Origin of the sequence: Sphingobacterium siyangense, from assembly GCF_023277505.1 — a bacterium.
Lineage (GTDB): Bacteria > Bacteroidota > Bacteroidia > Sphingobacteriales > Sphingobacteriaceae > Sphingobacterium > Sphingobacterium siyangense.
Genome location: NZ_CP080574.1, coordinates 1,474,111 through 1,487,938, shown reverse-complemented (window position 1 = coordinate 1,487,938; position 13,828 = coordinate 1,474,111). Strand labels below are relative to the sequence as shown.

At 37.7% G+C, this 13,828-nt stretch carries 13 protein-coding genes and 1 pseudogene; 9 read left to right on the top strand and 5 right to left on the bottom strand.

Going from position 1 to position 13,828, the window contains the following annotated elements; all coding sequences use genetic code 11:
• Positions 1-531: 531 nt before the first annotated feature.
• Positions 532-1,131, bottom strand: a complete 600-nt coding sequence (locus K2F45_RS06080; RefSeq protein WP_232475691.1) for an HD domain-containing protein — start codon at positions 1,129-1,131, stop codon at positions 532-534.
• Between the two features lie 178 nt (positions 1,132-1,309).
• On the opposite strand from K2F45_RS06080, the gene K2F45_RS06075 reads away from it, so the two are divergent.
• From K2F45_RS06075 to K2F45_RS06050, 6 genes are all read left to right on the top strand, one after another.
• Complete coding sequence (locus tag K2F45_RS06075; RefSeq protein WP_112373585.1) at positions 1,310-2,332, top strand: LLM class flavin-dependent oxidoreductase; 1,023 nt, start codon at positions 1,310-1,312, stop codon at positions 2,330-2,332.
• Positions 2,333-2,344: 12 nt separating this feature from the next.
• The gene (locus K2F45_RS06070; RefSeq protein ID WP_248933136.1) at positions 2,345-3,466 is read left to right on the top strand and encodes an NAD(P)-binding domain-containing protein; all 1,122 of its coding nucleotides are present in this window, start codon (positions 2,345-2,347) and stop codon (positions 3,464-3,466) included.
• A 163-nt stretch (positions 3,467-3,629) separates the two neighbouring features.
• On the top strand, positions 3,630-4,541 hold the full coding sequence (locus K2F45_RS06065; RefSeq protein WP_088160502.1) for a hypothetical protein: 912 nt from the start codon (positions 3,630-3,632) through the stop codon (positions 4,539-4,541).
• A gap of 145 nt (positions 4,542-4,686) precedes the next feature.
• The gene (locus K2F45_RS06060; protein ID WP_088160501.1) at positions 4,687-5,460 is read left to right on the top strand and encodes a helix-turn-helix domain-containing protein; all 774 of its coding nucleotides are present in this window, start codon (positions 4,687-4,689) and stop codon (positions 5,458-5,460) included.
• A gap of 202 nt (positions 5,461-5,662) precedes the next feature.
• Positions 5,663-6,160, top strand: a complete 498-nt coding sequence (locus tag K2F45_RS06055; RefSeq protein WP_088160500.1) for an anthrone oxygenase family protein — start codon at positions 5,663-5,665, stop codon at positions 6,158-6,160.
• Positions 6,161-6,567: 407 nt separating this feature from the next.
• A complete protein-coding gene (locus K2F45_RS06050) occupies positions 6,568-7,071 on the top strand; it encodes a hypothetical protein (protein WP_248933135.1) in 504 nt (167 codons plus the stop codon).
• A gap of 526 nt (positions 7,072-7,597) precedes the next feature.
• On the opposite strand, the gene K2F45_RS06045 is transcribed toward K2F45_RS06050, so the two are convergent.
• Positions 7,598-8,404 (bottom strand): LexA family transcriptional regulator, encoded by an 807-nt coding sequence (locus K2F45_RS06045; protein WP_145327709.1) that lies wholly within the window; start codon positions 8,402-8,404, stop codon positions 7,598-7,600.
• A gap of 345 nt (positions 8,405-8,749) precedes the next feature.
• Between K2F45_RS06045 and K2F45_RS06040 the strand changes: the two genes are divergently transcribed.
• The gene (locus K2F45_RS06040) at positions 8,750-9,322 is read left to right on the top strand and encodes a hypothetical protein (protein WP_145327708.1); all 573 of its coding nucleotides are present in this window, start codon (positions 8,750-8,752) and stop codon (positions 9,320-9,322) included.
• An 84-nt stretch (positions 9,323-9,406) separates the two neighbouring features.
• Positions 9,407-10,641, top strand: a pseudogene (locus K2F45_RS06035) (IS256 family transposase).
• Positions 10,642-10,847: 206 nt separating this feature from the next.
• Here K2F45_RS06035 and K2F45_RS06030 read toward each other — a convergent pair.
• Genes K2F45_RS06030 through K2F45_RS06020 form a run of 3 tightly spaced genes read right to left on the bottom strand, consistent with a single transcriptional unit; the run spans position 10,848 to position 12,178 of the window.
• A complete protein-coding gene (locus K2F45_RS06030; protein WP_248933134.1) occupies positions 10,848-11,363 on the bottom strand; it encodes a hypothetical protein in 516 nt (171 codons plus the stop codon).
• Between the two features lie 7 nt (positions 11,364-11,370).
• The gene (locus tag K2F45_RS06025; RefSeq protein ID WP_088160496.1) at positions 11,371-11,697 is read right to left on the bottom strand and encodes a hypothetical protein; all 327 of its coding nucleotides are present in this window, start codon (positions 11,695-11,697) and stop codon (positions 11,371-11,373) included.
• Positions 11,684-12,178 (bottom strand): N-acetylmuramoyl-L-alanine amidase, encoded by a 495-nt coding sequence (locus K2F45_RS06020; RefSeq protein ID WP_248933133.1) that lies wholly within the window; start codon positions 12,176-12,178, stop codon positions 11,684-11,686. The genes K2F45_RS06025 and K2F45_RS06020 overlap by 14 nt, the downstream gene beginning before the upstream one ends.
• Before the next feature lie 744 nt (positions 12,179-12,922).
• On the opposite strand from K2F45_RS06020, the gene K2F45_RS06015 reads away from it, so the two are divergent.
• On the top strand, positions 12,923-13,819 hold the full coding sequence (locus tag K2F45_RS06015) for an SIR2 family protein (RefSeq protein ID WP_075991367.1): 897 nt from the start codon (positions 12,923-12,925) through the stop codon (positions 13,817-13,819).
• Positions 13,820-13,828 lie beyond the last annotated feature (9 nt).

The window sequence follows — 13,828 nt, the reverse complement described above, 5'->3', positions numbered from 1 at the left end:
CGGTGAAAGAACAATTTCCATCGGTAAACAACAGACTTTTACCTATAAACCGTTCAGCTTTTGCTATAAACAATTACACAAGAGAATTCCATACTAAATTTCCTGTCATATAGTATTTTTTTTTCAAACAGATTTTCAGAGGCTCTTGACCATACTAAAAAACAACGCGTTATAACCTACGCTAAGTTCGCGGTCCAATATTAAGTTTTCTTTAATTTTGATGCTTCCTATTTAGTCTGACTACTCAATTTCGTAAATATGTCCCATGAAAAGAATAGGAACATTCATTTTGACAACGTGCATGTTTGCAACCTCGCAGCTCACGTTCAGTCAAAACAATATACAAAATAGAATTAGTTCATTTTGGAAAGCAATAAAGTTGGACTACCAAATGGCTGGACACTAACCTCTGTTGGGAAACAAATAGAACTCGAAGACTTACCGCTGAACTTAGTTATCAATCATCATAAAAAGCTGGCAGCTGTCAGCAATAGTATCGGATTTACTGCTTGCCATTGATCAGTATCCTAACTACTCTCCCTTTTTGAGAATCCCTCGAGCAACTCCAGCATCGATCAATTTTTCTGCATATTCCCACAATACTGCTGAGCCATCCTTGATGACAGATTTTTTTGCATAAACCTTTTCATAATTTACACCAGGTTCATTCCAGGTTCCACCATTATTGGAACTATTCTGTAAAAGTGGTTCCAATCGATCCATCGCTCGTGCGAACTGTGCTTCTGGCGTTTGGCCAGCTTCAAATTCTTCCCAGATCGCAATGAGTTCCTCTGCTTGCTGCCCAGGCAAAATTCCAAAAATCCGCTGAGCTGCCAAACGCTCCGCACCTGTATTGGTATGATTTTTTTCTGTATCATAGATAAAAGTATCACCTGCATCAATTTCGACGATATCGTGTATCAATACCATTTTGACTACCTTCAATAAATCCACTGATTGATTTGCGTGTTCTGAAAGTACAATAGCCATGAGGGCAAGATGCCAACTATGTTCAGCGTCATTTTCGGGACGGTCACTATTGAAAAGTTTTGTCCTGCGCTGGATATATTTAATCTTATCGATCTCCTTAATAAACTCGATCTGTTGTAATAATTTGTCTGAAAGCATCATCCTGAATCACTAATACAATTGAATAATATATAAAATTACTCTTTTTGAGCCACAGCCTACTTGTCATTTGGCAAATTCATTCAAACCATATATTATTGACACCCATCGGACAATGTAAACTACCGAAATAATCGCAACATTTATTAAATTTGATTGACATCAAATCCCATTGTGATTTATGAAAAAAATAGGCTTTTTATCTTTTGGCCATTGGTCCAAGCATCCCGCATATAGTACGCAGACCGCAAGCGATACTTTATTGCAATCCATCGATCTAGCAGTAGCTGCTGAAGAAATAGGCATAGATGGTGCATATTTCCGTGTACACCATTTTGCGAATCAGCTAGCATCTCCCTTTCCTTTATTATCGGCCATTGGAGCCAAAACCTCAAAAATTGAGATCGGCACCGGCGTCATCGATATGCGCTATGAAAACCCCCTTTATATGGTGGAAGACGCAGGAGCTGCAGATCTAATCTCTGGGGGCAGATTGCAGCTCGGCATCAGCAGAGGATCGCCTGAACAAGTAATAGATGGTTGGCGTTACTTTGGTTACAATATCAACGAGGGCGAAACAGATGCTGATATGGGAAGGCAAAAAGCATTGGAATTTTTAGAAAAACTTAAAGGAATTGGTTTCGCTGAACCAAATCCCTATCCAATGTTTCCAAACCCACCCGGTTTGCTGAGGCTCGAACCCCATTCGGAAGGGTTACGTGATCGTATCTGGTGGGGAGCAGCATCGAACGCCACGGCTGTATGGGCTGCTCAAAACAGAATGCACCTGCAAAGTTCCACTTTGAAATATGATGAAAATGGCAAACCTTTTCATATTCAGCAGGCCGAACAAATACGTTTATACAAAGAGGCCTGGAAAGCAGCAGGGCACCCTGGTGAACCCCGCGTTTCAGTCAGTCGATCCATATTCGCTCTGGTCGATGATTTAGATCGTTATTACTTCGGGCAAGAGGCTGACAAAACAGATAAAATTGGGGTAATCGAATCGGACAAGCGGACGATTTTTGGGCGAAGTTATGCCGCAGAACCAGATCAACTCGTGAAAGAATTAGCGCAAGATGAAGCTATACAGGAAGCAGACACGCTATTACTGACCATTCCAAATACGCTAGGGGTCGACTACAATGTCCACATTCTTTCAGCCATTTTGGAACATGTAGCTCCCGAACTTGGTTGGCGTTAACTCCTCTTTCGTATGATAAAGAACATTCGCTACAAAACAAAAATTGCAGTCATTGGTGCGGGTCAGGCTGGACTTTCTGCTGCTTATCATTTGAAGAAGCTCGGACTTAAAATCGGGCCGGATTTTATCATCTTGGATGAAGCCTCTGCACCAGGAGGAGCCTGGCAATTTCGCTGGGACTCCCTTACCTTAAGTACAGTCAATAAAATACACGATTTGCCCGGCATGTCGTTTGAGGAGACTTTATCAACAAAAGGGGCGGAAGTTCAGGCAAACACCGCTGTTCCTCATTATTTTAAACTTTATGAAGAAAAATTTGGACTTCAAGTATATCGACCAGCTAAAGTAGAAAAAGTCTACATGTACCAAGATCGCTTTCATATCGATACGGCAGAAACTCTTTTCTCAGCACTCGGTATTATCAACGCCACTGGAACATGGGAAAACCCCTATATTCCTACCTATCCAGGTGCAGAATTATTTCGGGGCGAGCAACTTCACACAAAAGATTTTAAAACTGCAGAGTATTTTCGTGGCAAACATGTTATTGTTGTTGGAGCTGGTATTTCTGCCATTCAGCTATTGGACCAAATTTCCAAGGTTACAACGACAACCTGGGTAACACGACGACCGCCTTTATTCAGAGAGGGGCCATTTGATGACATGGCCGGGCATAATGCGGTTGCTATGGTAGAGGAACGTGTACGATTGGGGCTTTCACCTTTGTCTGTCGTTTCCGTTACGGGCCTCCCCTATTCTACAGAAATCCAGGAGATGGAAAAACGGGGTGTCCTTCAACGTTTTCCAATGTTTCAAGAAATAACCGAAAAGGGGATCAAATGGGCCGATGGAACGGAACAAAAAGCAGATGTTATACTTTGGAATACAGGCTTTAAAAGTTCATTGAGCCATCTAGACGCAGTGCTACCAAAAGAAAAACAGGGTGGCATTCAAATGGCAGGCAGACTAGCGACCATGGTCGCTAAAGAACCAAGAATTCACCTCGTGGGTTATGGTCCATCAGCATCGACAATCGGTGCAAACCGTGCAGGTAGCGCCGCAGCTAGAGAACTTCTAAAAACGCTCTCAGCTGCCGACCTGAACACAAATAAATTTAGTGGGAGCCAACTATAATGGTAGTTTCAATTTTGAGTACAATAACAAAAAGTCAATTTATTTTATACGCTATTTAACAACAGTACGAATCTTAAAAATTATAACCACTATTGTCAGAGTTCACTGAAACAAAGGTATACGACAGACGATCAATAATACGCACCAGCACAGCTTAATTGATATGAGACATTTCAAACAGCCATTCCGTACAAAAATAATAAACCAGAGCTGGAAATTGTTGCTGGGACTATTCGCCGTTGCATTCTTTAGTTGTAACTCGCACAACAAGCATGTGCAATTACCGGATTCTTTTCTAGTCTACCAGGAAATCGATAGCCTAAAAACTTCGAATTACAACCTGATAGAACAAGATTGTTCTTTTATAGCAAATAAGCGTTATAGATTTTCCGTCTTTAAAAACGACTCAGCGTGTTTCTTTCAGGTCGAAAAGCTGCAAAATAATCAATGGCACCTCATTATGCGAGATATGGATTATAAGACCAATAATTCAGGATTATCGTTTACCGATCAAAACAAAGACGGTTTTGAAGATATTGTATGGAACAAGAAGTGGCAAGAACATGCCTATTTGTTTAATCCAAAGGTTGAAAATTTTATTGAGATAGGTGAATACCACAACAGCAAACCACTTAAAATCAAAGGGAAAACCGCGTTTTATAAGCATAGTTTTCCCATTCAGTATTTTTGGAACGAAGAGAAATCCAGGAACTCTATTTGCGGAGAAATCATCGAAACACATTCAGAACTCTTTGCGATTGATGAAAATTATCAGAAAATCAGCATTGCAACATTGGATAATTTCGACAGTTATGATTATCCCTCGGTTGACAGTTGCGTGCAGGCTATTAAATGTTATACCCCTCCCTACAGGGGACGTTACAGCAAAATAAGCATTTGGAATGTTGGGACAGCAGTGGATTCGGTCGTTTTAAAAAGTGACCTGAGTCATTACAACCCTTCGTTGGATTCAAATTGGATTGCCAATTATTGGCAAAATAATTATGTTAAATTACTGGAACATGCACAATTATTTCAGGTGAGAAGAGAAAATCCCCTTTCTTATTTCAAATAAATCGGATTACATGCGTAGACTTTAGATATACCATGATATTACAAATCCGCTAATGAAAATCTTAGGGCAACTCCATCTTATAATAGATTTTTCAGTATATTTAAACGTACAACAGGTCGTAATCAAAAGCCAACAAAGTTAATTGATGAATTCTCAAATTATCAGCCCTGATACATCCATTACATTATTCGTAAAGGCGATCCTGGTATTTGAAAGTCAGAAAAATGATCGCGTAAACTTACCTTTTTATGCTGATGGTTACCCTGGTCTATTGTTTCAACGATGCTATGGTGATTTTACAATCAAGCCCCATGATAAAAAGATGCCGACGATTTTTCTCTATGGTCAGACAATAAAACCGATTTCAATAGATGTAACAGGGCCTTTTCAGATTATCGTTTTTCAATTTTACCCATTTGTATTACGCCGATTTTGGGGTATCTCGCCCGAAAGCATAAACGACGACTGCTATGATCTAGATGCTCCTTCAAATAGAGCCTTCCACCAACTAAGCAGTACATTATTCTCATCTTCAAATGCTGAAAACAGCATCCAACTATTAACACAATCGCTCCTCAGCTTTTTCGATAGCAAGAAATATAACATAGATTTTTCGATTCAGCGAGCAATTCTCGAAATCATCAAAAAAAAGGGCCAAATCATTATTAAGGAAATTGCAAAAAAAGAAGCATTGAACATCCGAACTTTTGAAAGAAGGTTTTTCAAGGAAACTGGGGTGTCCGCTAAACAATTCGCTAAAATGGTACAGTTTCAGGCCGCTTTGAAACAGCTTAATAGCAAAGATTTCCAAAAGCTAACGGAAATTGTTTATGAAAATGGGTTCTCCGACCAATCGCACTTTATTCGTGTCTTTAAGACTTTCACAGGAACAACGCCAACATCATTTAACAAAAAGTAGGTTACTGTCGTTTTTATTCTATATTGACTCACTGTTTATCACAACTTTTGTATTGTCTAAGGGCGAGCTCAACGAAAGTGTGTAATTTCTTAAAGCCTCAACTTCTTCGAAAGATTTGCTATAAGAAAACAATGCTTTGATAAATTAGAGCTCCTAGAGAATTAGGTTCAGTAAAACATTGTACATCAAAAAAAATATAGACATGAAATCGCAAGACATCATTTTAGCGCTGGCAACAATATTTTCGGCTATCATATCAGGCTTGTTTTTTTCGTATACCTTTTCGGTCAATTTGGGTCTACATAAACTCAACGATAAAGCCTTTTTGATGGCCATGCAAAATATCAATAAAGAAATACTAAACTCAGCTTTTTACTGCTGTTTTCTAGGTGCACCAATTTTGTTATTCATGGCTACCATATTATTTTTTGATCTGTATTCGCCAAAATTTTATCTAACCCTAGCAGCATGCCTAAGCTATATTATTGGTGTATTTGTGGTTACAGGCACGCAAAATGTACCCTTAAATAATCAATTAGCCTCGATAGACCTATTGATATCTTCAGAAAAATCGTTAAGACTTGCACGTGACGCTTTTGAAAAACCCTGGGTATTTTGGAATAACATCCGAACTTGCTCTTCTTTACTTACACTCACTTGTTTAGTTATTAACTTGGTCTTTTTTAAATCAAAAAATTGATCATAACATTGGGCTAATCGTATAAGATCAAATCTTTATAACCAGTTTACTGACATTTCCGCCGAAATAAAACTCGCGTTTATCATTTACCTATCTCTTATAGACGAAAAAAAGCCCACGGCATGCGAATTTAAATTCATTCCCCCCGAATTTAAATCAAGTACTAAAACCTCTTCCTCAATACTTTACTTTTATAAAAATTGATCAACGGATGTTATTGAATGTGAGCTTAAATTATCATGAAGGCATGTATATTGATGGTTCAAAGAAATCTTCACGAAACTGCCAAAACATAAATGAGCAGAAGTTGTCTATCAATAAAAAGAGTCTTTACAATTAAAAAAGGAGCATAGCAGTATGAAGTACGTTATGCTCAAAATAATATACAATTAATGAGATTTTTCCCAATGAAAACAAAACACTTACTTTCGACATCATTGTTAATATCTTCGGCCATGGCGCTGTTCACATCTTGCAATGGCAGTTCTGTTGATACGGTAAAAGCTATCGAATCAAACTATGACAATCAAAACAAAACCATTACATTAACAGGTGAATTTGATGCACCATCCTTTACATTCTCATCAGGTAAATCAAAAACTATGGCCATGAATTTCGTAGTTAAATCCCATGCATTTAGTTCTGAAAAATTCACTGCATTCAGCGTTATATTACCTGTAGGAACAGAAAAAAACAATGTTTTATTTGAAATTCCCGCAGATCAGAAAAATTATACGCTTAAGAACTTTTATGTATTTGACGATAAGGGAGAAAAAATCAATCTAGATTCCCATACAACCTTCAAGATGAAGGGAACTGTTCACTACAGTGAAATGGAAAAACCTGAAACTGAACGGGAAAAAGATAATTTTTCCTATAAATTAACCGATGTAAGCTTTGTAAAAGACTAAAATTAACAACAATTGATAGCATAAGAAATAAAAAAGCCAGATTTCAAAACCTGGCTTCAAAAATAAACATATGATGATTAGTAAATGGTAAGTCCGTAGGTACAACTTAGTAAATAGTTTGATTTATTCAAAAATGCCTCTACCCGCCCTGACAACCTGCGCACATGTACCTATTATTTCAATTGAACGCCACGGACATGCCTGAATAATGAGCAACCAATATTCTCTTCACGTTATCGGCCTTCTCAACATTAAATATATACTAGGTGCGCCAAGACAGCACGCAACAACATGCCCGCAAACGTTCAATTTATAATCAAATATAGAAATAAAAACTAATATAATTAGTTTTTATTTCTATATTTTTTAGCAAAATCATAAAGAATTGATACGGAGAACTTTCAATTTAATAGCGGGCGATTGGATTAATTTATCGCACCTATAGCCTAAACAAAACGGTCCACCTATAAACGTTGATATGAAAAGACGAACCATCAAAACGATCATATGCTGAGTTAGGCTGCCCCTAAAGCGAACGGCTAATATCTACAACATTAAAAATTTGGTCAACATCATCTAGACTTACTTCAAAATCCGGGTATCTTGTTTTATCAGTATTTAGCGAACGAAGGGTAAGAATTCCGTTATTGACATCATGATGAGCAATTTCTTTGATAATGACTCCTTCATATTTATGTACAACAACCCAATAACGATATTTGTGGGTATGAAATTTTGATTGCCATAACTCCCTTTTAATCAAACGTCCCGTCACAATATCGCCGTCCAATACACTTGCATCGGTTCCATCGGTCATACTATCACCACTAACTTCAAAAGAACGATAGGCACCTTTATGGAACTCATTGACCGTAATAAAATGTGCCGGTAAATCGTCCATATATTCAGCATCAGAAAAGCCTGACAAATACCCCGCTTTAGCTTTCTCTGTCACAAGTTTTGTCTGCATCAAATATCGTCCTGGGGAAACTTCAAAAAATATATTATTCTTATTTTCGTCAATAAACTTGACGTCCTCCGAAAAATACCCTATTGATTTACCGTTACCAATACTAAGCATTGCTATCGTGTCGGGGTGCATTAAAGGAGTTATCTCTACTCTTTCACCTTTTCCATACAACAACCAGTCATACTGAACCTGAGGAAAAGCCGCTTGAATACGTGTTTTCATCGTAAGTCCAATAGGATACTCTCCTTTTTTAATACGCGAGTACACCTGTTCGCGTACACCCAATAAAGACGCGAATTCACGGTTAGTAACGCGCATCTCCAAGCGTAAAACTTCAAAGTTATTATTTGGATAAGTTTCCATAGTCGATCGGGTATTTAACAAATGTTACACAAATATATAACAATCTGACACTAAGTTACACAACTTATTAAACCTAAACAAACAGACAATCAAAATAAAATAATAAAAATCTAATTATCAATATATTACAGTTAAACAAATAAGTTTAAAAATTCATAAAAAAAGTAAAAATTAGCTTATAACAAACTTGTAAGATTAACAAATTTGTTTAACTTTGTTTAACACAAAAAAATAAAATATATTAAATCCATAGAATAGACGAGCAGGGTAGTAAGTCAATTAGCTATTCATTGGATTTGCAATTAACGAGACTAAAATCAGTTCATACTTAAAGGTAAAAAGAAAATGGAACAGCTCATGACACAACATCCCGGACAGCACATTGTTTACGCAGTAGATTATCATCAACGACAAAAATACAACAGTAATTTAAGAAAAGAAGAAAGCAGTACAATAACCGACAAAAATAGCTCACAAGGTATGAACTCACTATATTATTCATTCATCATGAGTTTCTTGAAAGAAAATCATCCTGAAATACTAAAATCCATCGATAAGATATATGAATCTGACCTTTCCAAGATCAGTCAAGTAATTGACTGCTATTGTAAATTTGTGGGTATACCTTCTCAACAGATTATGGGTGAATATATCAATTATAAGGATATTCAGCATCGTTACAAAGCTATCGCCGTTGTTCTACGTATTTTTCAGCCAGAAAAATTAGATAATCTGAAAACAAAAGTAAAAAGTAGCATATATAAGGAACTTGGCCCTTATTTAAAAATAAATAATGACACGTTACAGAAATCTATCATCTGTGCTTGCAATCAATTTGACCTCTATCGTGATTTCAAAAAGGAAATTAAACAGATTGCCAATTATTACCTTATTGACAGGCATTTCGATGGGGTTTAGTATTATTTGTACAATCACACTAGCTCTGCGAGGGTGTAAACTGAACTGTGTCAAATAAAGAATTTCTATATTTAGACACAGAATATGAGTAAAGACAATTTTGACTTCGAAAGCTTCAAAGAGGAAGCAATGAAAGGCCTTTATGATGGCAAGAAAATGGGCGGTACAGACGGAGTTTTTGCTCCGATGCTGAAACACCTTCTGGAAAGCATGTTGGAGGGAGAGCTGGACCACCACCTACAGGAGAATAGAGCTTCCGGAGAGATCAACCGTAAAAATGGGAAGACGAAAAAAACGGTCAGGAGCCTTCAATCAGGACATTTTGAACTGGAGAGCGGCCGGGACCGAAACGGTACATTCGAGCCAAAAATAGTTCCTAAACGACAGTTGATTATCACTGACGAACTGGAAGGGGCAACGTTATAGCGATGTATGCCAGGGGCATGAGTACGCGGGATATCTCGGGTTATGTTAAGGAGATGTACGCCATGGATATATCTGCTACGGAGATCTCCAATATTACCGACAAGGTTATCCCTGCCCTGAACGAATGGCGAAACCGTCCGCTTGAATCGGTATATCCCTTTGTTTTTCTGGATTGTATGCATTATAAAGTTAAAGACAATGGCAGTGTCCAGACCCGTGCGGTGTACAATATACTTGGGGTAAACAGGGATGGTCGTAAAGACCTGATCGGCATTTATCTTTCGGAAAATGAAGGGGCCAAGTTCTGGCTTTCGGTACTGACCGATCTGAAGCAGCGCGGCGTAGAAGATATTCTGGTTGCGTGCGTCGACGGATTAAAGGGTTTTCCCGATGCTATCGAAGCTGTTTATCCGAAAACCCAGGTACAGCTTTGCATAGTTCACCAGATACGCTCAAGTCTGCGGTATGTTCCGGAAAAAGATAAAAAAGCCGTTGTTGCAGATTTAAAGCCTATCTATCAAGCAAATAGTCAGGATCAGGGCTACGAAAAACTATTGGAGTTTGATGAGAAATGGGGCAAGAAATATCCCTTATCTGTAAAAGGATGGCTGGATAATTGGGGGAACCTCTCTACTTACTTTGAGTATTCGCCCGATATCCGCAGAGCTATCTATACGACAAATGCCATCGAGGCGATGCACCGGCAGGTCAGAAAAATTACAAAAACCAAGGGAGCATTTACATCCGATCAGGCTCTATTAAAGCTAGTTTACCTGACCATCAAGGATATATCAAAAAAATGGACCATGCCTATTCGGAATTGGGGATTGACAATGCAACAATTACATATTAAATTTGGGGACAGGATTAAAGCCTTCGGCAACTCCTTTTAGGGTTCGCTCTCGAGGCTTTCAGCCTCCGAGAACGAACCCTAAAAGGAGTGATGTGACACAGTTCAATTTACACTACCAGCTCTGCTAATTCGGCAATTCTGCCCGGTTCCAAAAATATAGTCCTTGAATTTTAAATACTCAAGGACTATTTTGTGTTTCTTATCTGAATTTCATTAAGAATAATAGTAACATTTTTTAATCGGAAACTACCAAGACTCAACAAACTTACGTTTCTTTATCCACCAAATAATCAAACCGACCAATACACTGCCACCCATTAAAAAATAAAGAAGGCTTGACACCGCTGGTTTTGAAACCTCTTTTGATTGTGCTTTGCGTAGTTCCATTTTCGTTTCAATTTGCTGACGACTTTTTACCTTCTGAGCTTTCCAATTGGTATCGAACCTACTCTCAAGCTGCAGCTTTTCAGAATAATGTTCCTTTTTCGTATAGACTTTTCCCTTACGTAGCTGAACAGCACCATCCTGCATAATTTGGATCCCTTCACCTTCAATTTGCATCACATATTCATCTGTTACCAAAACCTCTTTATCTGATCGAACAATTTGTATATGTTCCGTGTTCTGTGCTATAGTAGCATAATTGGTATTTTTCTCGTTGACACCAAACTCTTGTGACCCCTTGGTTTTCTCAACTTTTCTAAACAAACCGCAGCTGCTAACCAGTAGCAGCATTGCGATTATCTGTAGTGTATTCTTCATTTTTAACTCACTTTAATTCAACCTGTAACCTATTATAAAGTTTCATGAGATCATCATATTTCACTTGCAAATCCGTTAAGGTTTTAGCGCAAGACGTACGTTCGTCATTTGCTAAACGTAACCCTTCATTAAGATCTTCAATGATCGTCCGTAATTGCTCAATATCTTTCTCTAATCTATTGGCATATCCTTCCCATTTTTCAATCACCTTTCCGGCATTCTCAACATTTGTTGCCTCCACTTCGGCTTGCTGCTTGGGCCTTCCAACATAATACCCCCCTACAGCTGTCACTACAGGGATAATCAATTTCTCCAAAATCTCAAGTAATTCCATTATAACTTCCTTTTGTTAACGGTTTAAATTTTTCCCAGGGAAACTGTATCCCCGGATCCTCCTTTCTTCCAGGCGCAATATCCGAATGTCCCAAAATCTCCCGAATTGAATAAGTACGGACAATTGTTTTACAAACAGCTATCGCCACATTGATCTGTTTTTCGGTGTAGCTCTCCGTACCTTTATTTTGCAATTCAATTCCAATGCTACAATTATTCAAATCTCTTTGACCGGCCCAAGTACTAAGGCCCGCATGCCAACATTTAATATTAAAATGGGCCAATTGCGTTATAACACCAACACGGCTGATATGAAGATGGGCAGAGACCTTGCTCCGGGAATCAGTCATCCAATCAATTGCACTCGTTGCATTGGATGCACCATCGTAGTGCATAATAATATAAACGGGTTTAATAATTCCACCTTTGTTTGGTGTATCTCTATAAGAAACACCGATCAATTTGTTTTCTTTAATTTCCATATCCGAACTTTTTTTATGACTTAACCTTTTTCTATGCTAAAAAAATTGCCATTGTGTATTAAAAAAGGGAAACACATTTTATCAATCGTCATTTAGCTTCTATTTTTATACAAAGTTAAGTGTGATCCTCTGTCGCAGAACGGACTATTAGCTGGATGTAAGCGGTAGGTTACAGATACCGAATATTACACAAAATTTTCTTCGGTGTACGCGTTCACCAAAAGTGATTTTAACAGGACCAACTCTTCATATCACCCTCAAAAGCAAACAATAACACAACAAAATATTACTAAAATTTATGAGGGAACATGTTATCAAGACCGTGATATCATTGTCAAGCCATATCACCACAGACCTCACATCATTGACGAGGCATCAAACATTTCTTGTGCTGCTTTGTTATTTGTTTGTTATAGCATAGGATGAGTTATACCGTGAAGGCTAGGAAGTTGGTTCGCCTAGCCTTTTTTGACGAATAAAAACAACATATCTGACTGATCCGCCCCTCGCAATGACATAATCATTTTTTACAGAGGTTTCAATTTACACGATATTGCTTCCATGGCCCTGCCGACAATACCATTTACAGTACCATCACAAATCTAGTTGACATAAATCCTACGATTTTTTATTAAATTCGTAGGAGAGAAATCTAAATTCAATAGATTATATGTTACATCCAAAAATGAGATTGATTGACATCGTCATTTAACTTTACATGCGTGAATCTTGATTTATAATACAATGAACAAGTTTGCTTTATTAGTTGGAAACGACATTAATAATATTTCACCAGGAATAAGCTGGAGTGATTTACTACACAACATCAAAGAAAAGTATAAAGTCAGCTCATTAGAAAATGGACAAAAACCTTTTCCTATGTTGTATGAGGAAATATTCCTTAACGCAATTCGAGAAAAACATATTAATGAAAGAGAACTCAAAACCTATATATCGGATTGCGTCTCTCAAATCAATCAAAACGAAATACACCAATTAATTCGGGATCTTTCGATCGAAAACATAATCACCACTAACTATGAATTCAGTTTAGAAGGAGAAATCGCCACAGCAAATACCGGCTTAATCCGTGAAACGACCTACAGTGTATTTCGTAAACACCAAATCGGCAACACGAGCTATTGGCATATACACGGTGACTGCCTAAATCCATCTTCCATTAACCTAGGTTATGAACATTACTGTGGGCAATTGCAAAAAATGAGGGATTATGTGGTTGTTGGGACAAATTATAATTCACAAACGGTCTACAAGGCTGCACTAATTAAAAGATTAAGCCGAAAAAAGGATACTAAACTCCAATCCTGGATTGATTTATTTTTCACACAGGATATCCACATTCTAGGTCTATCGCTTGATTTTGTAGAAATAGACCTTTGGTGGCTGCTAACCTATCGCGCCAGAAATAAGTATTATAGACGAAGCGCATTTATTGAAAATCAACTCTTTTATTATACAACTAAAAAATGGTATGCACTCTCCAAAGATAAAATGCAATTACTTCAAGCAAACGATGTTGAAATTGTCGTTATTGACGAAACCAATAAAACTAAATACTACAAGAAAGTCCTCGCAGGCATAAAAAATAGATATAAGCTACCCAGCAAAATATTAAGTTGAACCATACAG